17 protein-coding genes and 2 pseudogenes are annotated in these 24,933 nt (G+C 67.9%); 8 read left to right on the plus strand and 11 right to left on the minus strand.

The genetic code is table 11. From position 1 onward, the window contains the following. Nucleotides 1-9: 9 nt before the first annotated feature. A pseudogene (locus tag LRS08_RS08710) lies at nucleotides 10-1,065 on the minus strand (serine hydrolase domain-containing protein); the annotation flags it as partial. After that, a complete protein-coding gene (gene mutY / locus LRS08_RS08715) occupies nucleotides 981-2,030 on the minus strand; it encodes an A/G-specific adenine glycosylase (protein WP_260481572.1) in 1,050 nt (349 codons plus the stop codon). The pseudogene LRS08_RS08710 and the gene mutY, both read right to left, overlap by 85 nt. 27 nt (nucleotides 2,031-2,057) lie before the next feature. Here mutY and LRS08_RS08720 point away from each other — a divergent pair, with 27 nt between their 5' ends. From LRS08_RS08720 to LRS08_RS08740, 5 genes are read left to right on the plus strand one after another with little or no spacing between them, the layout of a single operon-like run. After that, nucleotides 2,058-2,570, plus strand: a complete 513-nt coding sequence (locus LRS08_RS08720; protein ID WP_257844038.1) for a DUF721 domain-containing protein — start codon at nucleotides 2,058-2,060, stop codon at nucleotides 2,568-2,570. Next, a complete protein-coding gene (locus tag LRS08_RS08725; protein WP_257844037.1) occupies nucleotides 2,570-3,277 on the plus strand; it encodes a DsbA family protein in 708 nt (235 codons plus the stop codon). Before LRS08_RS08720 ends, LRS08_RS08725 begins: the two co-directional genes overlap by 1 nt. A 27-nt stretch (nucleotides 3,278-3,304) precedes the next feature. Continuing rightward, the gene (locus LRS08_RS08730) at nucleotides 3,305-4,042 is read left to right on the plus strand and encodes a DsbA family protein (RefSeq protein WP_257844035.1); all 738 of its coding nucleotides are present in this window, start codon (nucleotides 3,305-3,307) and stop codon (nucleotides 4,040-4,042) included. 30 nt (nucleotides 4,043-4,072) lie between these two features. Then, a complete protein-coding gene (locus LRS08_RS08735) occupies nucleotides 4,073-7,486 on the plus strand; it encodes a chromosome segregation SMC family protein (RefSeq protein WP_257844034.1) in 3,414 nt (1,137 codons plus the stop codon). A gap of 34 nt (nucleotides 7,487-7,520) precedes the next feature. Beyond that, nucleotides 7,521-8,816 carry an MFS transporter gene (locus LRS08_RS08740; protein WP_257844032.1) on the plus strand — a complete coding sequence of 432 codons (1,296 nt, stop codon included), beginning with the start codon at nucleotides 7,521-7,523 and terminating at the stop codon, nucleotides 8,814-8,816. Nucleotides 8,817-8,897: 81 nt separating this feature from the next. On the opposite strand, the pseudogene LRS08_RS08745 reads toward LRS08_RS08740, so the two are convergent. After that, nucleotides 8,898-11,196: pseudogene (locus LRS08_RS08745) on the minus strand (glycoside hydrolase family 3 N-terminal domain-containing protein). Between the two features lie 202 nt (nucleotides 11,197-11,398). Between LRS08_RS08745 and LRS08_RS08750 the strand changes: the two are divergent. After that, nucleotides 11,399-12,364: a LacI family DNA-binding transcriptional regulator gene (locus LRS08_RS08750; RefSeq protein ID WP_257844031.1), complete on the plus strand. Its 966-nt coding sequence runs from the start codon at nucleotides 11,399-11,401 to the stop codon at nucleotides 12,362-12,364. Here LRS08_RS08750 and LRS08_RS08755 read toward each other — a convergent pair. From LRS08_RS08755 to LRS08_RS08775, 5 genes are all read right to left on the minus strand, one after another. Beyond that, a complete protein-coding gene (locus LRS08_RS08755; RefSeq protein WP_257844030.1) occupies nucleotides 12,361-14,187 on the minus strand; it encodes a family 43 glycosylhydrolase in 1,827 nt (608 codons plus the stop codon). The two genes, LRS08_RS08750 and LRS08_RS08755, sit on opposite strands and share 4 nt — an antisense overlap. Before the next feature lie 115 nt (nucleotides 14,188-14,302). Beyond that, nucleotides 14,303-17,500 carry an amidohydrolase family protein gene (locus tag LRS08_RS08760; protein WP_257844029.1) on the minus strand — a complete coding sequence of 1,066 codons (3,198 nt, stop codon included), beginning with the start codon at nucleotides 17,498-17,500 and terminating at the stop codon, nucleotides 14,303-14,305. Nucleotides 17,501-17,577: 77 nt separating this feature from the next. After that, a complete protein-coding gene (metW, locus tag LRS08_RS08765; RefSeq protein WP_257844028.1) occupies nucleotides 17,578-18,168 on the minus strand; it encodes a methionine biosynthesis protein MetW in 591 nt (196 codons plus the stop codon). Further along, nucleotides 18,165-19,280: a homoserine O-acetyltransferase gene (locus tag LRS08_RS08770; RefSeq protein ID WP_257844027.1), complete on the minus strand. Its 1,116-nt coding sequence runs from the start codon at nucleotides 19,278-19,280 to the stop codon at nucleotides 18,165-18,167. Before LRS08_RS08770 ends, metW begins: the two co-directional genes overlap by 4 nt. Nucleotides 19,281-19,312: 32 nt before the next feature. Next, entirely contained in the window at nucleotides 19,313-20,872 is a 1,560-nt protein-coding gene (locus LRS08_RS08775; protein WP_260481573.1) for a flavin monoamine oxidase family protein, read from the minus strand. An 86-nt stretch (nucleotides 20,873-20,958) separates the two neighbouring features. Between LRS08_RS08775 and hisC the strand changes: the two genes are divergently transcribed. Both hisC and LRS08_RS08785 read left to right on the plus strand, forming a co-directional pair. Next, the gene (gene hisC, locus LRS08_RS08780) at nucleotides 20,959-22,065 is read left to right on the plus strand and encodes a histidinol-phosphate transaminase (RefSeq protein WP_257845459.1); all 1,107 of its coding nucleotides are present in this window, start codon (nucleotides 20,959-20,961) and stop codon (nucleotides 22,063-22,065) included. Further along, a complete protein-coding gene (locus LRS08_RS08785; protein WP_257844025.1) occupies nucleotides 22,062-22,811 on the plus strand; it encodes a prephenate dehydrogenase/arogenate dehydrogenase family protein in 750 nt (249 codons plus the stop codon). Before hisC ends, LRS08_RS08785 begins: the two co-directional genes overlap by 4 nt. Here the strand turns inward: LRS08_RS08785 and LRS08_RS08790 are convergent. From LRS08_RS08790 to LRS08_RS08800, 3 genes are read right to left on the minus strand one after another with little or no spacing between them, the layout of a single operon-like run. Then, on the minus strand, nucleotides 22,808-23,506 hold the full coding sequence (locus LRS08_RS08790) for a 1-acyl-sn-glycerol-3-phosphate acyltransferase (protein ID WP_257844024.1): 699 nt from the start codon (nucleotides 23,504-23,506) through the stop codon (nucleotides 22,808-22,810). The two genes, LRS08_RS08785 and LRS08_RS08790, sit on opposite strands and share 4 nt — an antisense overlap. After that, nucleotides 23,499-24,041 (minus strand): YdcF family protein, encoded by a 543-nt coding sequence (locus tag LRS08_RS08795; protein WP_257844023.1) that lies wholly within the window; start codon nucleotides 24,039-24,041, stop codon nucleotides 23,499-23,501. The genes LRS08_RS08790 and LRS08_RS08795 overlap by 8 nt, the downstream gene beginning before the upstream one ends. Then, nucleotides 24,038-24,925 carry an ABC transporter permease gene (locus tag LRS08_RS08800; protein WP_257844022.1) on the minus strand — a complete coding sequence of 296 codons (888 nt, stop codon included), beginning with the start codon at nucleotides 24,923-24,925 and terminating at the stop codon, nucleotides 24,038-24,040. The genes LRS08_RS08795 and LRS08_RS08800 overlap by 4 nt, the downstream gene beginning before the upstream one ends. Nucleotides 24,926-24,933: the final 8 nt, after the last annotated feature.

Below are 24,933 nucleotides of genomic sequence, written 5' to 3' on the forward strand. Positions count from 1 at the left end.
CTTCATCACACGGACGCCATCCACGATACCGCCATTGGCGAGCATGTGCAGGAACCGGTCATAATCGCGCGCCGACATCACCAGCCCCGCGCCGCCATAGGGAAAGGAAGGCGGCGTCAGCCATGCCGAGCTCCTGGCCGGGTCGAAGGGCACGCGATTGTCGCCCGCCCAGGCATAGTTGGTCGCGAACCGCGCGATCTCCGACTGCGGCACGGTCCAGTAGGTCGAGGTCATCTTGAGCGGCCCGAGCAGCCGCTTTTGCAAGAACTGCTCATAGGGCATCCCCGCCGCCGCCTCGATGATCGCAGGGAGCAGGTCCAGGCTGATCGAATAGCTCCATTTGGTCCCCGGTTCGGCGATCAGCGGCAGCGTCGCGACGCGCTGCGCAAATTCCTTGAGGCTCTTGGGGCGCAAGGGCCGCGCCTGCGCCTCCAGTGCCGCATTGACCGCCCCCGGCGTGATCCCCAGCCGCTCATATTCCTGGAGCAACGGCCCCTTGGTGATGATCGAATAGCCAAGTCCCGCGGTGTGGGTCAGCAGATGCCGCACCGTGATCTGGGTCTTGGCCGGACGGCTGTCGAGGCTGTTCACCGGATCGGTCAGCACCTTCATGTTCCGGAAACCGGGGAAGAATTCGGAAATCGGCTGGTCGAGTTTCAGCTTGCCGTCCTCGACCAGCATCATCGCCGCCATGCCGGTAATCGGCTTGGTCATCGAATAGACGCGCCATAGCGAGTCGGGACCTGCTGCCGCGGCATCGGCCTCAACCGCGATGCGTCCGGCGCTCGCAAAGACCGGCACCGAATCGCCGACGCCATAGGCGATGACAATCCCCTGGGTGCGATTCTGCGCGACATAGTCCTGCGCCATCGCCGCAACCGGAGCCTTGACCACCGTCGCGGTCGCCGCCTGCCCGAACGCCGCCGATTGCGTTGTCGCCAGTGCCAGCGCCAGCGCGCCCCCGATCATCCAGCTCGCCTTCATGCCATTCTCCCCATCGCTTCGACCGCCTTGGCGAACAGCCGCGGAAGCCCTGCCTCGTCCAGTCGTTCGATTGGCCACCATTCGCTTTCGACCGGGTCGTTGTGACGCGCGACTGTTGCAGTCGCAAGCACGGCATTCAGCTCGAAATGGGTAAAGACATGGCGGATCGGCGCGTTGCGCAGCGTCCAGTCCGCCACGACCGGCGCATCCTTCAACCCCGGCGGACTGTCCGTCCACGGCCCGGTCGGCAGCGCGCGCATGCCGCCGAGCAACCCGCGCGGCGGACGCCGGACCAGCAGCACTGCGCCGTCCCCTTCCAGCCAGAAGAATGTGGCGTGGCGCACCGGGCGGGCCCCTTTCTTCGCTTTGACCGGAAACGCGTCGGGCGTGCCCATCTCCCGCGCGGCACAGGAATCGGCGAGCGGGCACAGCAGGCATTTGGGATTGCGCGGCGTACAGATCGTCGCACCCAGATCCATCATCGCCTGCGCGAAGTCTCCCGCACGCACATCGGGCGTGATCGAATCGGCCAGCGCGCGGACCTGGGGCTTCACGGCGGGTAGCGGATCGGCGAGCGCGAAGAGGCGTGCCACCACCCGTTCGACATTGCCGTCGACCACCACCGCGCGCGCGCCAAACGCGATCGCCGCCACCGCGGCGGCGGTGTAGGGTCCGAAGCCCGGCAGCTGGCGCAACGCCGCCTCGCTTCGCGGCAAGCGCCCGCCATGATCCCCTGCCACCGCCCGCGCCGCCGCCAGCAGGTTGCGCGCGCGTGCATAATAGCCAAGGCCCGCCCAGGCGCTCATTACCTCAGCGTCGTCCGCAGCGGCCAAGCTGGCGAAATCCGGCCATTGCCTCGTGAATTTTTCGAAATACGGGATTACCGCCGCAACCTGGGTCTGCTGCAGCATCACTTCCGACAGCCAGACGCGATAGGCGTCGGGCGGCGGCGCTCCCGGCTGCGCGCGCCACGGCAGGACGCGAGCATGGGCGTCGTACCAGGCCAGCAGCGGATCGGCGATGTCGCGAGAAACATTGTCGGGCACGCCCCGGCTATGGCATGGACGGAGCGAATGAGTAAGCCGCGCGCCACCCCCGACGCACCCCGCCGCAGCAACCGTGTCCGCGTCGTCGCGGATCTGGTGCCCGATGTCGGCCGCGTCGCGTTCCGCAAGTTCGGCTTTGTCCAGAGCGCCGTGCTCAGCCGGTGGAGCGAGATTGTCGGCGAGCGCTATGCTGGTGTGTCGTCGCCCGAATCGATCCGCTTCCCGCGCGGCGAACGCTCCAACGGCGTGCTCAGCCTCGTCGTCCAGGGCGCGCATGCCCCGATGATGCAGCATATCGCGCCAGAAATCGTCGATCGCGTGAACCGCTTCTTCGGCTATCCCGCCGTCGCCCGCGTCGCGATCCGGCAGGGTGAGGTCGCGCGCAAGCCCAAGCCGGTTGCCCCCGCACCCGCCGCGCCGCTTCCTACCGAACTCGGCGACAGCCTGCGTGCGATCGTTGATCCCGAATTGCGCGCGGTGCTCGAGGGACTCGGTGCCGGGCTCGCCACACCACCGTTCAAGCTTGGAAAGATCGACTGATGCGTATGTTCGCGATTCTCGCCCCGCTCGCCATCGGTGCGGTCGTCGCCGGTGGTGCGACCGCCCAGCAGCCCAAGAAGAAGGCGGCAGTAGCGCCGCGCGACTGGTCGACGCATGTGACCCAGGCGCCATCGGGTGCCTATGTCATCGGCAACCCGGCGGCGAAGGTGAAATTGGTCGAGTATTTGAGCTACACCTGTGGCGCTTGCGCGCACTTCGTCGGCGAGTCGAAAGTGCCCTTGAAGGACGGCTATGTCCGTCGCGGCGCGGTGCAGGTCGAAGTGCGGCACGCGGTGCGCGACCCACTCGACATGGCCGCCGCTTTGCTCGCGCGCTGCAGCGGCCCGCGCGGTTTTTCGGGCGCGACCGACGCGATTTTCGCGGCGCAACCCGACTGGTCTCGCAAGGGCGCGCAATGGTGGCAGGCGAACGCCGCGACGCTGCAGTCGCAACCCGAACTGGTCCAACTCAAGGGTGCGGCAGATGCCTCCGGCCTCAGCGCGTTGATGCGTGGGCGCGGTATGACCCAGGCGACAATCAACCAGTGTTTCGCAACCCCGACCGACCTCAACCGCCTGACCGCGATGGCGGACGCGTCGTGGAAGACGATCAAGGGCACGCCGACCTTCGTCATCAACGGCAAGACCGGTGGCGGCGGCCATTGGGAAACGCTGGAACCCGAATTGCGCGCCGCCGGCGCGCGCTGAACTATCCCCCGGAAATGGAGACGTGACTTGAAGCGAATTGCAATCGGCCTGGTATCGGTGATCGCTCTGGCAGGCTGCGGCGGCGGCGACGCGGGCAACAACACCGCTGCCGCGCCTGCGGCTCCGGTGGCCGGTGCCTCCGCGCCTTCCGGAACCCAATGGGTCGACACCGTGGTCAAGACCGCCGAGGGCGGCTTCCGCATGGGCAACCCCGACGCGCCGATCAAGCTGATCGAATATGGCTCGCGCACCTGCGGCCATTGCGCCAATTTCGCGGTGACCGGCATGGAGCCGCTCAAGGCCTATATCGCGACCGGCAAGGTCAGCTTCGAATTCCGCGACTTCCTGCTCAACCAGATCGACGTCGGCGCTGCGCTGGCCGGCCAGTGCGCCGGGCCCGGCCCGTTCTTCCCGATCCTCGACCAGATGTTCGCCGAACAGCAGACGCTGATGAGCAACGGCCCGAAGCAGGACGACCCCTTCATCCAGCAGGTCGAGGCGATGGCACCGCAGCAGCGTATTGCCGCCGTGGCGGAAAAGTTCGGCTATCTCGCCTTTGTCCAGCAGCGCGGCGTGCCCGAGGCACAGGCGCGCGCCTGCCTCGCCGATGCAGCCGCGACCGAGGCGCTGGTGAAGTCCGCCGAGGCCGGTCAGAAGAAGTATAACATCGCCGGCACGCCGACCTTCATCCTCAACGACAAGGTGCTGGAAAACACCGGCACCTGGCCGGAGGTCGAAGCGGCGCTGAAGGCCGCAGGCGCCTGATCGCGCAAGCCGGGGGCGGGGCCGCTAGACATGCAGATCAAGCGGCTCCGCCTCACCGGGTTCAAGAGCTTCGTCGACCCCGCCGACCTGCGCATCGAGCCGGGGCTGACCGGCATCGTCGGCCCCAATGGCTGCGGCAAGTCCAACCTGCTCGAAGCATTGCGCTGGGCGATGGGCGAGAACAGCGCCAAATCGATGCGCGGCGCGGGGATGGAGGACGTGATCTTCGCGGGCACCGCGAGCCGTCCGCAGCGCGATTTCGCCGAAGTCTCGATCCTCGCCGAACAGGCCGGCGGTCCTGAAGACGGGGAGTTGGAAGTCGTCCGCCGGATCGAGCGTGGCGCGGGGTCAGCCTATCGCATCAACGGCCGCGACGTCCGCGCCAAGGATGTCGGGCTGCTCTTCGCCGATTCTGCCACCGGCGCGCATTCGCCGGCGCTGGTCAGTCAGGGGCGGATCGGCGCCATCATCCAGGCCAAGCCGGGCGAGCGCCGCCAGATGCTGGAGGAAGCTGCCGGCATTTCGGGCCTCCATGTCCGGCGCAAGGATGCCGAACAGAAGCTGCGCGCGACCGAGGCCAATCTTACACGGCTCGACGAACTGATTTCCGATCAGGAGGCGCGTGCCGCCGCGCTCAAGCGTCAGGCGCGTCAGGCCGAACGCTATCGCGAGCTTTCCGACCGGATCCGCATCGCCGAAGGACGAATGATCTTCGCCCGCTGGCGCGACGCCACCGCCGCCGCCGATGCGGCGAAGAAGGAGGCAGCCGCCGCCGAGGCTCTGGTCGCCGAACGCACCGCCGCGCAGGAGGCTGCGCTCGCCGCGCAACAGGCGGTGGCGACGACGCTCGCCAGTGCCCGCGCCGCCGCGCTGACCCAGCGCGACCGGGCGAGCGAGGCGATGCACAGACTGGCGACCCTGCGCGGCGAACGCGGGGCGATCGACCGCCGGATCGCCGAACTGCGCGACTCCGCCGCGCGGCTCGAAACCGACAAGGAGCGCGAGGGCGCGCTGGCGCGCGACGCCGCCGACGCGCTCGCGCGGCTCGACAGCGAGGTTCAGGCGCTCAACGCACGCATTGCCGAGTCGACTGCGCGGATGCCCGATCTCGACGCGGCACTGGCCGAAGCCGAACGCGCCGCGCGCGATGCCGAAGTCGCGCTGGCACAGGCGCTCGCCGCACAGGCCGCCGAAGCCGCCGAGACGCGCGTGGCCGATGCCGCGCTCGCTGCTGCGCGCACCCGCGCCGAACGCGCCACGCGCGACGCCGCGCGGGTCGAGGCGGAGATGCACGCGCTGGGCGATCCCGCTCCGCTCGCCGCCGAACGCCAGCGCGCCGCCGATGCGCGCGCGCAGGCGGCACGCCAGGCCGAGGCCGCACGCACCGGCCTTGCCCGCGCCGACGCCGCCGAGCGCGCCGCGATCGAGTCGCGCAGTCGCGCCCAGTCGGCGCGCGCCGAGGCGCATGCCGAACTCGCCGCGCTCGACAGCGAGGCGGCCGCCCTGTCCAAGGCGACCCGACCGAGTGGCAAGGAACGGCTGCTCGACAAGGTGACGGTCGATCCGGGTTACGAGCGAGCGCTGGCCGCCGCGCTGGGCGACGATCTTGAGGCGGGGCTCGACCCGACCGGCGAGCGCCACTGGGCCGGTGCGGACGCGCTGCCCGGCGACCCTCCGCCGCCACCAGGCACCACGCCTTTGGCTGCGCATGTTGCCGCCCCGCCCGCGCTCGCCCGCCGACTGGCGCAAGTGCTGGTCGCCGAGGCCGACACTGGCCAGCCGCTCGCGGTCGGGCAGCGGCTGGTGACACTGATGGGCGTGCTGCGCCGGTGGGACGGCTATGTCGCGCGCTCGGGCGGGGCGGCGGCGGCCGAGCGGCTGGAGCGGGTCAACCGGCTCCATGCGATCGAGAAGGCGCGCCCCGCCGCTATCCGCGCGGTAGATTCTGCCGACGCCGAACTCGCCCGGATCGAGGGCGAGATCGCCGAGGCGAAGCGCGCCGCCTCCGATTGCCGCCGCCTGCTCGACAGTTCCGAAACTGCCGGGCGCGACGCCGCGCGCGCCGAGGATCGCGCCGCTGCGGCGATCGAGCGGCTCGATGCGCAGCGCGCCGATCTGGAGGGGCGCCGCGCGCGCACTGCCGCCGAACTGGAGGAAGCGGCAGGCGAAGTCAGCCGCGCCGAAGCCGCGCGCGCGGCGCTTCCCGATGGCAGCGAGACCCGTGCCAAGGTGACTGCGCTGTCGTCCGAAGCCGAACTGCGCCGCACCGCTGCGGCGACCGCCCGGGCCGAACGCGGCGCATTGGAGCGCGACATCGCCGTCGCGCGAGAACGGCTCGCCGCCGCGGGGTCCGAACGACGCAGCTGGACCTCACGCGCCGGCGAAGCCGCACGCCGCATCGCCGAGATGGACGCGCGCGCGATCGAGCTGGCCGAGGCCGCCGATGCGCTCGCCTCGCGCCCCGCCGAGCTCGACGCCGCCGTTGCGGACGCCGAATCCGCCAGCGAGGAGGCGCGGATCGAGAGCGCCGCCGCCCAGCTTGCCGAGCGGGAGGCCGAAGCCGAACTGCGCGACACCGAAGCCGCCGTCCGCAGCGCGGGCGACGCGCTGGGCGAAGCGCGCGAGCAGCGTGCCGGAGCCGTCGCCCGCGTGGAGAACCACGATCTGCGCCGGGTCGAGATGAACCGGCTGTCGGGCGAGCGCTTCGAATGCCCGCCGCCCTTGCTGTCCGAACGGGTTGGCTTCGATCCCGATTCGGTGCGTGGGCCGCAAGATGAATCCGCCGCCCACGACCGGCTGATCGCCGAGCGCGAGCGGATCGGCCCGGTCAATCTGATCGCCGAGACCGAACTGGCCGAACTCACCAGCGCCGCGCAGACCGCCGCAGCCGAGCGCGACGAGCTTATTCAGGCGGTCCACCGGCTGCGCGGCAGTATCGGAACGTTGAACCGCGAGGGCCGCCAGCGGCTGCTGACCGCGTTCGAGGCGGTCGACCAGCATTTCCGACGTCTGTTCACCACCCTGTTCGACGGCGGCCAGGCGCATCTGGCGCTGATCGACTCCGACGATCCGCTGGAGGCGGGGCTGGAGATCATGGCGCAGCCGCCGGGCAAGAAGCTTCAGTCGCTGACCCTGTTGTCTGGCGGCGAACAGGCGCTGACCGCGGTCGCGCTGATCTTCGCGCTGTTCCTCACCAATCCCGCGCCGATCTGCGTCCTCGACGAAGTCGATGCGCCGCTCGACGACGCCAATATCGAGCGCTTTTGCGACCTGCTCGAAGCAATGACGCGCGAGACCGCAACCCGCTATCTGATCGTCACCCACAATGCCGCAACGATGAGCCGCATGCACCGCCTGTTCGGCGTGACGATGGTCGAGCGCGGGGTCAGCCGTCTCGTCTCGGTCGATCTGGGCGGCGTGGAATCGCTGCTGGCGGCGGAGTGAGCGTCGCCCCCGCCCGACCCGCTTCCGCCTCGCTTTGTTCGGGTTCGGGGACTTTGCGTTCAATCTCTACTGGCAGAGCGCGATGCTCTTCCTGCTGTTCTACTACACCGACGCGCTGGGGCTGCCGGTGGGAGTGGCGGCAACGATCTTTCTGGCGGCATCGGTGTGGGACGGGATTGCGAACTTCGCCGCAGGGCTGCTCGCCGACCGGCATGAGCCGCGCGGGGGGCTGGGGCGGTTGCTGGCGCTGGGCGGAATGCCGCTGGGGCTGGGCTTCATGCTCGCCTATTTGCCCCCGCTTGCGCCCGGATACTGGGGGATGGCAGGGATTTTTGCGGGGCATATCCTGTTCCGCACCGCCTATGCCTTTCTCAACGTCCCCTATCTGGCGATGAGCGCGCGGGTCAGCACCGACAGCAATGACCGGGCGTTCGTTGCGGGGGTGCGCATGCTGTCGGGCACGCTTGCCGCGATCGTGGTGGCACTCGGCACGGTGCCGCTGGGTGCAGGACTGCTCGGGGCCGAACGCGCCGCCGATGCGTATTTCGGGGCGGCGATCCTGTTCGCGCTTGCCGGGGCAGCGATTCTCGCCTTTGTCGGCCTGAGCTATCGCGAAGCCGATGTGCCGCAGCGCGCCGAGCCGGTTCCGGTGCTGACGGCTCTACGCGCCATCGCCGCCAACCGCGCCTTTGTCACGCTGAACCTAGCGATGATGGCGGTGATCGTGGCGGTGACGATCCTCAACAAGTCGGTCCTCTATTATTTCAAATATTTTCTCCACGACGAGGCGAGCGGTCAGCTCGCCCTCGCGTCGATGAGCGTGGTCAGCGCGGTGTCAGTGCCACTGTGGATGCTGCTGCGCCGACGCATCGGCGCGCGGGGCCTGTGGTTCCTCGCCGCCGGGTTGGCGAGCGCCGGGCTCGCCGCCTTCGCGCTGGTCGATATCCACCGCGCCGGGGTGATGCAGGCCTATCTGATGGCGATGCAGGCGATGATCGTCGGCCTCAACTTCGTGTTCTGGGCGATGCTGCCCAACACGATCGAATATGGCGAGCAGCGCACCGGGCTGCGCGTCGAGGGCGCGGTGTTCGGCATGGCGGCGTTGCTTCAGCGGGTGGCGATCGGGCTGGCCACGGCGATCCTCGGCTTCGGATTCGATAGCGCCGGTTATGTCGCCAATGTCGATCAGAGCGACGCGACGCTTACCGCGATGCGGCTGACGATCGCGCTCGTCCCGCTCGGCTTCCTCGCCTTCTCGTGCGTGATGATGGCGCTCAACCCGCTCGCGCGCGGCACGCATGCGCAGATCGTTCGCGACCTGAGAGGTTGATCCCCCTTATCCGGCACCGCCCCGGGGAGGAGGGGGAGCGGGGGCGGTGCCGGTCCCGGACTGGCCGGGTAGGGGGAGCCGTCAGGCGGCGGTGAGGGTGAAGGTCGAGTGGACGCCCTGTGCTTCTGCAGACGGCGCGATCCAAACGTCGAACAGGCCGGCCTCCACCGTGGGCTTGAGATCCACGCCGATGAACTGCAGGTCACGACGGCGCAGCACGAAGCGCACCGTCTCGCTCGCCCCGGGGGCCAACGCCAGCTTGCGGAACGCCTTGAGCTCACGCACCGGACGGGTGATGCTCGCCGCGCGGTCGCGGATGTAGAGCTGCACCACTTCCTCGATCGCACGCGTGCCGCGATTTGTGATCGTCGCGGTGAAGGCGATCTCGCCGTCCCAGCCCAGCGTCCCCTGCTGCGGAGTCAGGCCCGCATACTCGACCTTGCCGTAAGTCAGCCCGTGCCCGAACGGATAGAGCGACGAGTTCGGGCTGGTGCGCCAGCGGGTCTTGTACGGCTCGAGCTTGTCGTCGCTCGGGTTCGGACGACCGGTCGGCTTGTGCGCATAGTGATAGGGCTGCTGCCCGGATTCGCGCGGGAAGCTGATCGGCAGGCGCGCCGAAGGGCTATAGTCGCCGAACAGCACGTCGGCGATGGCATTGCCGCTCTCCGACCCCAGGAACCAGGTGACGAGGATTGCGGGGGCGTTCTTGACCGCCCCCCTCCAGCGCCAGCGCGCGACCATTCTTGAGCAGCACGACGATCGGCTTCCCGGTTGCCGCCACGGCTTCGGCCAGCGCCATCTGCGGCGCGGGGACGGTGATGCTGGTGCGCGACTGCGCCTCGCCCGACATATTCTCCGACTCGCCGATCACGAGCAGCACGACGTCCGCCGCGTTCGCCGCCGCCACCGCGGCGGCAATCCCGCCATCCAGCGGCGCCTCGACCTTCGATCCCAGCGTCACGCTGACCGGGGCGTCCTTGCCCAGCGCGTTACGGATGCCGGTGGCCAGGTCGATCGCCTGCTTGTTGTCGCCATAGACGCACCACGGGCCGTTGAGGTCATGCTGACCCTCCGCGAACGGACCGATGATCGCGATCTTCTTGCCCGATTTCGGCAGCGGCAGCAGGTCGCCGTCATTCTTGAGCATGACGATCGAACGCTTGCCCGCTTCCCGCGCCAGCGCGAGATTTTCCTTGGTCCGCGTCCGCGCGGCTTCGCGCTTTTCGTCGATGCGACGGAACGGATCCTCGAACAGGCCGAGCTTGGCCTTGAGCGCCAGCACCTTGCGCACCGAAGCATCGACCCGCGCCATCGGCACCTCGCCCTTCTCGACCAGGTCGGGAAGGTGGTCGCGGTAGAAACCGCTGGTCATGCTCATGTCGACACCGGCCATGAAGGCGAGCTTGGTCGCCTCACGCGCATCGGCGGCATAGCCATGCGCGATCATCTCCATGTCGCCGGTGTAATCGGACACGACAAAGCCGTCGAAGCCCCATTCGTCGCGCAAAATCTTGCGCATCAGCCACTCATTGCCGGTGGCGGGGACACCCGACAGCTCGTTGAACGCCGCCATCGTGGTTGGCGCGCCCGCAGCAAAGGCGGCCTGGAAGGGTGGGAAATAGACTTCGCGCAGCGTCCGCTCGGACACATCGACGGTGTTGTAGTCCAGCCCCGCCTCCGCCGCGCCATAAGCGGCGAAATGCTTGGCGCAGGCCATCATCGTGTCGATCGCCTTGAGGCTCTTGCCCTGGAAGCCGCGCACGCGCGCCTCGGCGAAGAGGTTGCCGAGCAGCACGTCCTCGCCCGATCCCTCGACCCCGCGGCCCCAGCGCTGGTCGCGCGCAATGTCGACCATCGGAGCAAAGGTCCAGTCGATGCCCGCAGCAGCCGCCTCGAACGACGCCGCCGCGGCCGCCTTTTGCGCGAGCAATGGCTCGAAGCTCGCCGCCTCGCCCAGCGGGACCGGGAAGATGGTGCGATGACCGTGGATGATGTCGGCGGCGAAGATCAGCGGAACCTTGAGCCGCGATTCCTGCATCGCTGCAGTCTGCATCATCCGGCACATGCGCGCATTGTTGCCGTTGAACACGCCGGTGATGCGGCCCTGACGCACTTCGTCGAGCTGCTGCCCGAAATTGGCGTTCGATCCGCTTGGCGGGTTCATCGCGATCGCCGCGCCGCCGCCCCATGCCGCGGCCATCAGGCTGAGCTGGCCCGCCTTTTCGTGAATCGTCATCTTCGCCACCAGCGCATCGACGAACCCGGGAACCTCGACCCTGGCCGCTTCACCCATCAGCGCCCGCGCCGGGCTGTGCAGCCATGCGGCGACCGCACCCGCACCCATCAGGGCGGCGCGGCGGGAAATCCGGGTGTCGAGCATCTTGGGTCCTCTCGTGAACGGGTCGCACCGGCAAGGGCGCGAAAATCGAATGGATGGCGCGCCCCGATTTGGGGTTGTCGCGGCAAACCGTAACCGGTTACATGCCGTGTAACGATCGCATTTGCAATCGCGAAAGACCCGAACCAGAAGGAACGTTATCAACGGGGGTGTCGGACGGATGGGCGAAGCGACGATTCGGGATGTGGCACGGCAGGCAAAGGTGTCGATCGCATCGGTGTCGCGCGCGCTGAACGGGCTGGGCAATGTCCGTGCCGAGACGCGCGAGCGCGTGATCGCTGCAGCAAACGAGCTGGGCTATGTCCCCCATGCCGGCGCACGCAGCCTCAGCCTGGCCCGCGCGCACGCGATCGGGGTCGTGCTGCCCGACCTGCATGGCGAGTTCTTCAGCGAGTTCGTGCGCGGCCTCGATCGCGAGGCGAGCCGCCGCGGCTATGTGATGCTGCTATCGGTGATGCATGACGACAGCGAACAGGCAGCGATGGCATTGCGCGCAATGCGCGGCCGGGTCGACGGACTGGTGGTAATGGCGCCGCATCTGCCCGAGTCGATGCTGCGACGTGCGCTGCCGACCGGCCTGCCTTCGCTGATCATCAACGGCCCACGCGCGATCAGCGACCTGGCGACCGTACGGCTCGACAACAACGCAGCGACCGACGCGATGGTCGCCCATCTGGTCGCAGCCGGTCGCCGCCGGATTGTCCATATTGCGGGGCCGGAGGGCAATATCGATGCGAGCGAACGCGCGAGCGCCTTCCGGGCCAGCATCGCCCGACACCTGCCCGGGGTTGAGCCGATCGTCCTGCCCGGCGATTTCGCCGAAGAGGGCGGCGAGGCGGTAGCCCGGGCGATCGTCGCGGGGCAGATCGACTGCGACGCCGTATTCGCGGCGAATGACATGATGGCCATCGGGTGCCTCAACGGGCTGCGCGGGGCGGGGATCGATGTTCCGGGCCGGGTCGCGGTCACCGGCTTCGACGATATCCCGCTCGCGCGCTATCTGGGCGTTACCACCATGCGGGTGCGGATCGCCGAACTGGGCGAGGACGCGATCGGCCGGGTGATCGACGTGCTTGAGGGCGAAGGTGCGGATACGCGCGCGGAACTGCACCAGGCCGAACTGGTGGTACGCTCGACCAGCGCAAGCTAACGCACCCGCACCGCCGCGCTGCGTTTCGACACGCCAGTTTCGTTGAATGCCTCGACCGCTGCATAATAGCCGACACCCTTGTTGAGTGCGCGCAGGTCAAGGCTGGCCAGCCGGTCGCCGCCCAGATCATCGGCAAAGACCTGATAGGTCAGCGTCAGCCGATCCGGGCGGATGCCCCACATCACGTTGTAGCCGGTCGCGCCCGGCACCTTGCGCCAGCTGACCTTGGCGTTGCGTTCGTCCTCGTCGCGGATCGCGGTCACCGCGCCGGGCCCGGCTGGCGCGCGGCCATCGGCATTGCCGAATACGCGCAGGTCGTTGATCGCCAGATGCGCCCCGCCGACATGGCCATGGACATAGCGGACGAAGCGCACCTTCGCCGGGCGCTCAAGCTGGAAATAGGCGTTGGGACGGTCGCGGCGAGGCGCTTCGGTCTGGGCGAGCTTTGACCAGCGCTTGCCGTCCACCGATCCCTCCAGCCGGAACTCCGTATAGATGTCGGGCGCGTCGCCATAGCGACCGGACTTGTAGTCCGCGAAATTGACCTGGATTGCGCGTACCGTCTTCGCCGCGCCGAGGTCCATCGTCAGCGTCTCGCCCGCGCGATTGCTGGCGGCGACCCAGAAGGTGCGCGGATTCTCGTCCGCGGCGCGGCTGGCGTCGAACTCGCCCAATGTCGAGGAGGCGGTCAGCCTCTTGCGATAGGACAACAGCATCCAGCCGGTGAACAGCCCCTCGATATCCTCGACCTTCCCCTCCGGCATCCAGTGCGGAAAATCGCCGAAGCGCGACGACGCCCACATCTGCCCATCCGCCTCGAATCGCGTCGGGAACAGGTTGATCCGCCGCTCGAACGTCCAGTTATGGCCGAGCCAAGGCGTGCCGCTGTTCCACCAGTTGCCGTGATGGTCCTGTACCGTCGAGCCATGTCCCGCACCCTCGACGAACCCGCCGGGCTTGTAGGCGACCGGGTTCCACGGCGCATATTCGAACGGGCCGAGCGGCGATTTCGATGTGTAGGCGCCATTGGCATAGGCGTTATATTCGGTGCCCGGCGCGCCGTACTGGAGGTAGTAGGTGCCGGCGACCTTGGTCATCCACGCCCCCTCCATGAACGGCTTGATCGGCTTGCCGTCGGGCAAGGTGCCCGAATGATCCTGCCCGAAGCGTTCCCAACCATGATTGTCGGGGTCGAGCCTGAACGCCTCGGTCGCGCGGCCCTTATAAATCATGCGGCCGTCGCGGAATTCGATCCCGATGCCATAGAGTGGAAAGACGTTGGACGACCCCCAATAGAAATACCATTTGCCGTCATCGTCCAGGAACAGCGCGGGGTCCCACGGCCCCGGCGGCACATCGCCCGGCTTCATATTCGCCTCGCCACCCGGCCAGATCTGCCCGGGCAAACGCGGCATGCGGCGTACGAAATAGTCGAGCTTGCCCGTCTCCGGCGCGTCGGACACATAGACCGACCCCGGCTCCATCATCGACGGCATCAGATAGAGCCGCTCGCCATCCGACCAGGCGGCGGGGGCGACGAATCCGCCCTTTTCCCAGCGGCTCGGCGTGATGAAGGTCCAGTCGATCAGATTGGTCGAGCGCCAATAGCCCTCGGCCAGCGTCTGGAAGAGATAATAGGCGTCCTTGTGCCGGATGATCACCGGGTCGGCACCGGTGCGGTACGAGATGTCCTCGTTCACCTGCTCGTAATTGTAGCGATAGTCGAGGTCGATCGGGTTGGCATAGGTCCGCTTGCCCGGCTGCGCGCTTGCCGCCCCCGCCGCGCACAGGCCCGCCAGAGTCACCGCAAGGATTGCACGCATCGACCATCTCCCGAACCGGCGCTTACATGCGCATGACACACTTGTAACCGGTTACATGGTCGAGCGGAACCCCGAAGGGCGCGGCCGGGGCATCGTCGCCCCCGCCCTCAGCCGATCACTCCCACCAATAGGGGCGGCGCTTGGCGGTGCCGGTGTCGACCTCGTTCATCGTGCGCGGGTCGTACATCCGCCCGCCGAGCATGACGCGGTGGATCTTGTCGCTGTTGCGAATGTCCGCGGTCGGATCGGCATCGAGCACCAGCAAGTCGGCGAGCTTGCCCACCTCCAGCGACCCGACATCCTTCGCGTAGCCCAGCGACTTTGCCGAATCGATCGTGCCCGTGCGCAGCGCCTCGACCGGGGTCATGCCGCCGCGCACGAACGACCACAGTTCCCAATGCGCGGCGATGCCCGCCTGCTGCCCGTGCGCGCCGATCGCGACCAGCTTGCCCGCCTGCATCACCTTCTTCGCCTCGCGCGCGCTTTCGTCATCGACGAAGTTGCTTTCGGGGGCGGTGGTCCGGCGCATCGTCACCGCGCGCAGCTGCGCCGGGGGCGTGTGGACCATCAACGGGTTTTCCCAGACATTGGTCGCCTGACGCCAGTACGGATCGCCCGCCAGGCCGCCATAGGTGACCACGAGCGTCGGGGTGTAGTTGGTGTCGCTCTGGCCGAAGAGCTGCAGGACATCCTTGTAGAAGATGTCGAGCGGGACATTGTGCTCCAGCGTCGAATTGCCGTCGGCGATCAGGTTCATGTCCATCCCGAACAGCGACCCGCCCTCGGCGACCACCTGCATCCCCTCCGCGCGCGCGGCGGCGACGACCATCTGGCGCTGTTCGCGGCGCGGCTGATTGTAGTTCTTCACCGAATTCGCGCCCTGCGCCTTCAGGCGACGGACATGGTTGAGCGCGTCGTCATAGCTGTCGATCTGGGCATAGACCCCGGCCGCCTTGGCGCCATAGACGATCTCGCCGGTCGAAAAGAGGCGGGGGGCAAGGATCTTGCCGGTCTGCTGCATCTCTGCCGCGGCGAACACATGCGCCGCCTGGCTCGACGGATCGTGCAGGGTAGTGGTGCCGAGCGCGAGGTTCTGGAGCAGCGACCAGTTCTGCTGCGGGATCAGCTCGTCGGTACCATAGGGGCCGTGCGCGTGCGCATCGACCAGCCCCGGGATGATCGTCTTGCCGGTGACGTCGATCGTTTTGGTGCCTGCCGGAAGCTGGATCGCGGCGGTCGGCGCGATCTGGACGATCCGGTCGCCCTCGATCACGATCGTGCCGTTCTCGATCACCCCGCCATCGGTGTCTGCCATGGTAACGATCCGCGCACCGGTCAGCGCAATGCGACCGGTCGCCTTGGCCGCCTTGACCTCCATCGCCATCGATGTGGTGCGCGGGGTGATGGTCGCCTTTGCCGCGCCCGGCGCGGAGGCGAAGAAGGCGCTGCGGTCGGCCGTGTAGAGCGTCGGGCCAAGGCTCCAGTGCAGCCGTGCGCCGTCGCCCGACCAGGTGATGTAATCGCCGCCATCGCCGCTGACCCGCACCACCGGAAGCGCGTCGCCGCGCGGCGCGACCGCCACCTGCTGCCCGCCGGGCATCAGTGGCATCGCGAACACCTGATAATTCTGGCGGAACGCGACGCTGCGCCCGTCGGGCGACACGACGAACTCATTGGCCATCTCGCCCGAGGCATGGACGCGCTTGCCATCGCCCGACAGGGTCGTGCTGACCAGCTGGAGCTTCTCGCCCCCCTCGACCATGAACACGCGGTCGTTCGACGCGCCGAAATGCGGGCGCGACAGGCCGCGCGTGACCATCACCGGGGTCCCGCCCGCGCTGGCGACGCGATACACGCCCGGATTCTCGCCCCATTTGGACGCGATCAACCCGCCGCCATCGCCCTTCTCGAACACGATGGTTGCCCCATCGGGTGAGAATTGCGGTCGGGCATAATGGCCCGGCTGCTGCGTCACCGCGCGCGCGGTGCCGCCCGCAGCGGGGACGATCCGGATCGAGCCCAGGCTCTCGTCATTCCACTGCACAAACACGATCGAACGCCCGTCGCGCGACCAGGCGGGGAACAGCTCCATCCCGGCATCGTCGGCCAGGCCGGTCAGGCGCTTGGCCGCGCCGCCCGCAACCGGCTTGACCCACAATTTGCCGAGGCTCTCGAACACCACGCGGCCGCCATCGGGCGAGACGGCGGCAAAGCGCGGCATCCTGGTCGTGAAGCTGTCGGGCGCGACCGCGATCTGCGGATGCGGGGCATCGGCCACCGCGCGCGTGTCGGTCACGCGGAACGGGATCACCGCCGCGTTGCTCCCGTCACTATCGACGCGACGGATCTTGCCGCCCGCCCAGAAGACCAGCGACTTGCTGTCGGGCGTCCAGTCGATGTTGGGATAGACGCCGGTGACCGCCCAGGTTTCCTGAACATCCTGGTCGAGCGCGCCATAGACGATCCGCTCGGCCCCGCTCGCCATGTCCTTGACCCACAGCTTGGACTTGCCCGCTTCACGCCGGACAAAGGCGATGGACTTGCCATCGGGCGAGGGCGCGGGTCGCACCGATCCGCCCAGCCCCGACACCGCAGTCGTGGTCTCCCCGGTCTCGAGGTCGTAGCGCTCGATATTGAACAGGTTGCTGTTCGAATCCTGCGCATATTCGAAGATCGGGCCTGAGGTGATGTTGCGCGTGAAATACACCCCCGTGCCGTCGGCCGAATAGATCGGCTCGCCCAGTTCCTTCTGGTGCCGCTCGCTGACCCGCTTGACCAGCTGCACCCCCGCGCCACCCGAGACATGGTAGAGCCACACCTCGCCCGTGCCGAGCGAGCGGCCGGTAGTGAAATGCTTCTTGGCGACGATATACTGCCCGTCCGGCGACCAGCTCGGCTGGTTGAGCAGGCGGAAATCTTCCTTGGTCAGCTGCTTCTTGTCGCTGCCATCGGCGTTCATGATCCAGATATTGTCGCCGCCGCCGCGATCGGAGGTAAAGGCGATGCGACGGCCATCGGGTGAGAAGCGCGGATGCACTTCCCACGCCATGCCTTCGGCAACGCGCGTCGGCGTGCCGCCGGTGATCGGCATGGTGTAGATATCGCCGAGCAATGCGAACGCGATCGTCTTGCCATCGGGGCTGACATCGACGTCGATCCAGCTGCCTTCGTCGGTGTCGATCTTCGCCTGCTTCAGCGTCGCGCCCTGCGGCGCATTGACGTCCCATTTGGGCTTTTCGGCGGGCTTGTCCTGGGCATGTGCCTGACCAATGACGAAGAGCGCGGCGAGGACGCCGGCGACCGACTGACGCATATGGGACTCCCTGAATATGTTCTGGGAGCAATTGGTAACGGGCGAAACCGGACCCGTCACGCGCGCTTCGTCGAAAACTATTTCTTCAGCAGGAAGACGGCGTGCTCCGCGCGGAAATTGGCGGCGGCGGCGCTGGTCAGCTGATCGCCGGACAGGAACCAGGCCTGCTCGACCGTGATCCCCTGCTCGCGGACATAGGCCCGGAAATCGTCGATGGTGACGTGGTGGATGTTCGGCGTCTCATACCACGCCACCGGCAACAGCCGCGTTACCGGCATCCGCCCGCCCCACAACAGCGACAGCCGCACCCGCCAATGCGCGAAATTGGGGAAGGACACGACCGCGCGCTCGCCGATCCGCAGCAGATGATCGAGCACGACATGTGGGCGCATCGTCGTCTGCAACGTCTGGCTCAGGATCGCATAGTCGAAGCTGGCGTCGGGATAATCGGCAAGGTCGGTGTCGGCATCCCCCTGAATCACCGACAACCCGCGTCCGACTGCGGAGGCGACATTATGCGCGTCGATTTCCAGGCCCCGCGCGTCGACCTGCCGCTGGTCACGCAGCGCCGCCATCAGCGCCCCGTCGCCGCAGCCGACGTCGAGCACGCGGCTGCCCGGCGCGACATTGGCAGCGATGATCGCGAGGTCGGGGCGAAGGTCGCTCATTCGCCGGCCCTCAGAAAACCGTCGACAACCCGGTTCAGCACGGGTGCGTCGAGCAGGAAGGCGTCATGGCCGAAGGGCGAGGACAGTTCGACGAAGCTGACCGGCGCACCCGCCGCATTGAGCGCATGGACGATGCTGCGCGAATCGCGGGTCGGGTAGAGCCAGTCGGTGTCGAAGCTCACGAGGCAGAAGCGCGCCTTCGTCTCGCGAAACGCATTCGCCAGCACCCCGCCATGCTCCTCGGCCAGATCGAAATAATCCATCGCGCGGGTGATGTAGAGATAGGCGTTGGCGTCGAACCGGTCGACGAAGCTCAGCCCCTGATGACGCAGATAGGATTCGACCTGAAAGTCCGCGTCGAAGCCGAAGGTCTTGGCCTCACGCGCTTGCAATTTGCGCCCGAATTTCTCGGTCAGCCCCGCTTCGGACAGATAGGTGATGTGCGCCGCCATCCGAGCGACGGCGAGGCCCGATGCGGGCGGCTCGCCCTCATAATAGGCACCGCCATTCCAGCGCGGGTCGGCCATCACCGCCTGACGCCCGACTTCGTGGAACGCAATATTCTGCGCCGAATGCCGCGCGGTCGACGCGATCACCACCGCCGCCTCGACCCGATCGGGGAAGGTGGCGGGCCAGCTCAGCGCCTGCATTCCCCCCATCGACCCGCCGACCACGGCCTTCAGCCGTTCGACACCGAGATGGTCGAGCAGCATCGCCTGTGCGCGCACCATGTCGCGGATGGTGATGACCGGAAAGCTCATGCCCCATGGCGCGCCAGTCGCGGGGTTGAGCGTCGCCGGGCCGGACGACCCCATGCAGCTGCCCAGGACATTGGCGCAGACGATGAAGTGCCGCGCCGGATCGATCGGCTTGCCCGGCCCAACCATCCGGGTCCACCAGCCGGATTTGCCGGTGATCGGATGTTCCGACGCGACATGCTGATCGCCGGTCAACGCGTGACAGATCAGGATCGCATTGCCGCCGTCTGCCGCCAGCGTCCCATAGGTCTCATAGGCGATCTCGACCGGCGACAGCAGTACGCCGCCGTCGAGGCGCAGCGGCCCCGGCAGCGTCACGCGGCGGTCGAGGCCAAAGCGCGGATCGTCCGACATCTGCGCGCTGTTACGGGGACGCGCGCCCGCGTTCAAGCGGCGCGGCGCTTCCCACGCGCGGCAAGGATCGCGTCCGCCGCCAGCCGCCCAGTCTGCGCGCCACCATTCATGAAGCCGACCCAGGCATCGGACACATGCTCGCCCGCAAATACGATCCGCCCCGCCACCGCCGACTGGCGCTCGGCGGGATCGTCGGATTCGACCCAGAACAGCGGGGCGAAGCGGGTCAGTTGGCCCGGCGCGCTGTTGGTATAGGCGCCCAATGTCAGCGCATCGCGCGACCAGTTCGTCCGCCGCACCACTCCGCCTGCGACCGCATCGGCGATCCCCGGCATCGCGCCCTCCGTCCGCGCGGCAAAGGCGGCGGCGAGTGCTTCGGGCGCGTCCTGCGCCGCCGCGACCTGTCCGCCGCCCAGATACCAGGTCCATACCGGCGCGCCCGGCACGCCCCGCACCGTGCCGTCCCAGCCCAGCGCATAGGGCGAGGCGATGTCCCACAGTTCGCCGCCAGCCCCCAGCACCCCCTGCCATGGCGTACCGTTCGACGTCACCTGAACCTTCTCATTCGCACCCAGATCCACCTCCGCAATAAATGCGCGCCAGCGCGCCGACAGCGGCACGGCGAAGTCGATCTGCCGCAGGATCGGTGCGGGCACCGCGATCACCGCGACATCGGCCTCCGTCACGCTCCCGTCGAGAAAGGTCAGCCGCAGCGCCCCGCCCGTCTCGCGCACCGACGCCAGCCGCTTGCCGCTTTCGATCCGGTCGCGATGCGCGTCGGCGATGGCGTTGGCCAGCCGTCCGCTGCCCCCGGCGATGGCATAGCGCTCGTCGCTCCCGGCGAGCACTTCGACATGCTCGCCCTTCACCGTGGGCAGGTTGAAGATCAGCTGGAGCGCCGAGGACGCACCCGGTTCGGCGCCATATTCGGTGCGGATGCTCGCCTCGATCAGGCGGCGGATGCGGGGATCAGGGATGAGGCGCGCATGGCGGTCGAGATAGTGCGCGACCGACAGCGAATCGATTGCCGCCGCCGCGCGTGGATCAGCATCGACTGCCTCTGAATCGCGCGCGATCCGCGCGGCAAGCGGGGTCAGCAGCCGCACCAGCTCCCTCTGCGGCACCAATACCCCGCGGTCGAGCACGACCGACTGGTGCGGCCCGTCCTTGCGATCGACCATCGGGATGCCGAATGCCTTCGCCAGCGCGTGCATGTCGTCATGGTCCGAATTGACCAGCTGCCCGCCCGCCTCGAACCATTGCCCGTCGCCGGTGCGCTGGGTGAACATTCGCCCGCCCATGCGATTGCGCGCTTCGTAGAGGCGGCACTCGATCCCGGCATCGCTCAGCCGGTGCAGCGCGGCGAGCCCGGCGATCCCGCCACCGACGATCGCGACCCGCCCGGAGCGGGGCAGCGCAGCCGTCACAGGTCCGGCAAGCGCTCCGGCCATCCCCCCTGCGGCTATTCCTTTCAGCAGCGCGCGCCGCCCGATGCCTTCATGGCCCGGAACCGGCATTGCTCGCCCCAGCCTTGCCAGATCGTCGCGCCGCGCCAGCTGCAATGCGCGCCAAAACGCCTCGTTCCCCCGCATCCTCGTCCCCCTGCGGCGCATTCCCTAGCACAGGGGGATTGCGCAAACCTTGCGATTTGCGACCGCATCGGCCATCGCCCCCCGGCATGACAGGACCGACACCCAAGCCGTGGATCATGGACATCGCCCCCTATGTGCCGGGCAAGTCGAAGACGGATGATGGCCGCAAGGCGATCAAGCTGTCGTCGAACGAGAATCCATTGGGCACCTCGCCCGCCGCGCGCGCAGCATTCGCGACTGCCGCGAACAGCCTCGCGCGCTACCCTGATGCCAGTGGCACCGAGTTGCGCGAGGCGCTGGCCGCCAAGCATGGGCTCGACCCCGACCGGATCATCTATGGCAACGGCTCGGACGAGGTGCTGCACCTCGCCGCCGGAGCGTTCGCCGGGCCGGGCGACGAGATCATCTACGTCAACTATGGCTTCACCGTGTACCCGATCGCTACCAAGCGCGTCGGTGCGATTCCGGTGGTCGCGCCGGACAAGGATTATGCGACCGATGTCGACGCGATCCTGTCGTGCGTGACCGAGCGGACTCGGATCGTGTTCATCGCCAACCCCAACAACCCGACCGGCACCCATGCCAGCCGCGAGGAAATCGCGCGGCTTCACGCGGGATTGCGCGACGACATCCTTCTCGTTCTCGACCACGCCTATGCCGAGTATATCGAGGGTGACGTCGACGACGGGGGCATGGAGCTGGCCAAGACCGCGCCCAACGTGCTGGTCACGCGCACCTTCTCCAAGATGTACGGCCTTGCCGCCGAGCGGGTCGGTTGGGGTTATGCCAGCCCGGCGATCATCGAGGCGATGCACCGTATTCGCCTGCCCTTCAGTATCACGATCGCGGGGACTGCAGCGGCAATCGCGGCGCTGAACGACGATGATTTCGTCGGGCGCTGCAAGGCGGAGAATGCCAAATGGCGCCGCTGGTTCAGCGACGAGATCGCCAAGCTTGGCAATGCCGGGCTGCGCGCGGTGCCGAGCCAGGCGAATTTCGTGCTGGTGCTGTTCGAGGGCAAGCTGACCGGCGAGGCGGCGTATAAGGGGCTGATGGACGCGGGCTATATCGTCCGCTGGCTGCCCGGACAGGGCCTGCCACACGGTCTGCGCATCACCATCGGCAATGAGGAAGAGACGCGCGCGGTTGCGGCAATCCTCCAGCAGCTGGTGGCCGACGCCGACGCGCAATGAAGCGCTTCGGGATCATCGGCTTCGGGCGGTTCGGTCAGCTCGCAGCGACGCATCTGCGCGATCATTTCACGGTGGTCGTGCATGATTCGCGTGACTGTGCCGAGGATGCGGCGCGGATCGGGGTCGCAACCGACACTCTGGAGGCAGTCGCGGCGTGCGACGTGGTGATGCTCGCGGTACCGGTGCAGGCGATCGAGCGGACGCTGGCTGCCATCGCACCCCATGTCCGCCCCGGCGCGCTGGTCGTCGATGTCGCGTCGGTCAAGATGCTCCCGGCGCGCTGGATGGCCGAGGCGCTGCCCGACACCGTCGATATCGTCGCCACTCACCCGCTGTTCGGCCCGCAGAGTGCCCGGCGCGGACTGGCGGGTCAGCCATTGGTCGTGTGCCCGGTACGCGGCGATGCGCACCATCGTGTCGCCGAATTCGGGCGGAAGCTGGGGCTGAAGGTCTCGATCACCAGCGCCGAGGAGCATGACCGCGAAATGGCCTATGTCCAGGCGCTGACGCATCTGATCGGCCGCACTCTGGTCAATGTCCGCATCCCGGACGAGGAGCTGAAGACCGACAGCTATCAGCATCTGCTGGAGCTGTGCGCGCTGATCGGCGACGACAGCGAGGAATTGTTCTTCGCGATCCAGAATTTGAACCCCTTCGCGGGGGAGATCACGCAGCAGTTCATCGGCGAGGCGAACGGTCTGCTCGCCCGCGCGCTCAAGGCCGGAAACCGCAGCGCGGCGGACTAAGGCGCGAAACCCGGCTCGAACGCGTTGATACCGCGATGCACCGCCGCCTCGATTTCCTCGCGTGGCAGGCCGGGGGGCAGCGGGTCGCCATACAGGAAGGTGACGGTGCCGGGGCGCTTTGGCCCCTTGCGCGGCCACACCTTCCCCGTCTCGCACGCGACTGGTACCACCGGCAGGCCGATCGCGCGGTACAGCCCGGCAAAGCCAGAACGCAGTGGCGGAGTTTCGCCTGGCGGCGTGCGGGTTCCTTCGGGAAAGATCACCACCGATCGCCCCTCCCCCACCGCCGCGCGCGCTTCCTTCATCATCGCACGCAGCGCCTTGGCCGATCCGGCGCGGTCGATCACGATCACGCCATAGCGCCGCGCGACCCATCCCCAGACCGGGATGCGCGCCAGTTCCTGCTTCATCACGATCGCCGGGCCGTCGAGCATCGCGGCCATCGCCAGCGTCTCGTACATCGCCTGATGCTTGACCGCGTAAAGCGCGGGGCCGTCCGCACGTCGCCCTTCGACCGCCACGCGGATCCCGAGGATCTGGTGCGCGAGGAGCAACCCCAGCCCCGCCCAGGCCATCGAATAGCGCCGGATTGCCGGCGTCCCGAACAGCGCGGCGAGCGGCGCGGCCAGCACGATGGGCACCGAAAGGCCATAGAAGACGACCGCGAAAATCAGCGTCCGGATGCGATCAGCCATCGCCGATCCCGAACAGCAGCGCGAACCGGCGGACCAGATATTTGTGATACTCGCGAAGCAGCATCGACCAGCTCGCGGTGGTCCTCACGCCGTCGCCGCGAATCTCGACATCGGGGCCGAGCGCATTGGCCAGTTCCAGCTTGGCGCGCGGGACGTGCCAGTCGGCGGTGACCAGCCGCACCGACTTATAGTCGTGCTCCGCGACCCAGGCAGCGGTCTCGTCGGCGTTGGAGCGGGTATCGACCGCCTCATGACCAAGATCGATGCAGCAGCGGAACAGGCGCGGCGGAGTCTTGTATTCAACCGCCAGTTCGATCGGGCGCACCGTCGGATCAGTGCCGGTGATCAACATCCGCTTCGCGCTCTTGGCCTGAAGCAGCTTGATCCCGCGATCGATTCGCCCCGGGCCGCCGGTCGGCACGACGATCGCATCGGTCTTCACCTCGACGTCGAGCGGCTTGCCCAGCGAGAGCATGAACAGCCCGAAACCGATCGCCCAGGCAAGTATCAGCAGGAGTGGGATGCGCCAGATCACAGCGTTCGTCCCAATGTCCGCAGCACCGCGACCCGCGCCGCTGCCATTGCCAGCAGTGCGAACGCAAGCGGCACCAGCGCGAGCAGGATCCAGTCGGCATCGGCGAGCGCGATGCTGCCGAGCAGCTCCGACCCCAGTCCAGCGGTCTGTCGCCCGAGCAGCCAGACCGCACCCAGCGCGGCGAGCGTACCGAGCGCGCCGCCGAGCAAGGTGTCGAGCGCGATCCGCCGCTGGAACAGGCGTGCCACCTGGGTATCGGTCGACCCCAGCATGTGCAGCACCGCGATGGTGTCGCGATGCGTGTCGAGCCCGGCCCGCGCCGCGAGCAGCACGACGGCGGTGGTCGCCGTCGCCATCAACAGCACCAGCCCCGCCGCCGCCCAGGTGAGCGTCGCGATGAACCCGGCGACCGGCGAGAGCCATTGTGCATGCTGGTCCACCCTTGCCGCAGGCGACACCGCCAGCGCGGCCTGACGTACCCGCGCGATCAGCGCCGGGTCGCCGTTCGCCAGGTCGACGTCGATCATTGCGGGCATCGGCAGTTCGGCGTCCAGCCCCGCGTCGCCCAACCAGGGGCGGAGCAATTCGGCCAGCCGGGCGCGATCAACCTCCGCCACTTGAGTCACGCCCGGAATTGCGCGGATGCGGTCCACCAGCGCGCGGGCATTGGCGTCGCGCCGCGCGGCGTCCGCCTCGACCAGCTGGACGGTCAGCCGCCCGGCGAGCTGGCGGTCAAGCGACCGTCCCGCCCCGGCCATGCCGAAGCCGAGCGCACCGGCGAGCACGGTGAGGAACAGCATGATCGCCATGATCCACACCATCGCGCGCGTGCGCTGGCCGTCGTCGAGCCATCGATGATGCGGCCGCGACCGACCGATCGCCATCATGCCTC

The sequence above is a fragment of the Sphingomonas sp. J315 genome (assembly GCF_024666595.1).
Lineage (GTDB): Bacteria > Pseudomonadota > Alphaproteobacteria > Sphingomonadales > Sphingomonadaceae > Sphingomonas.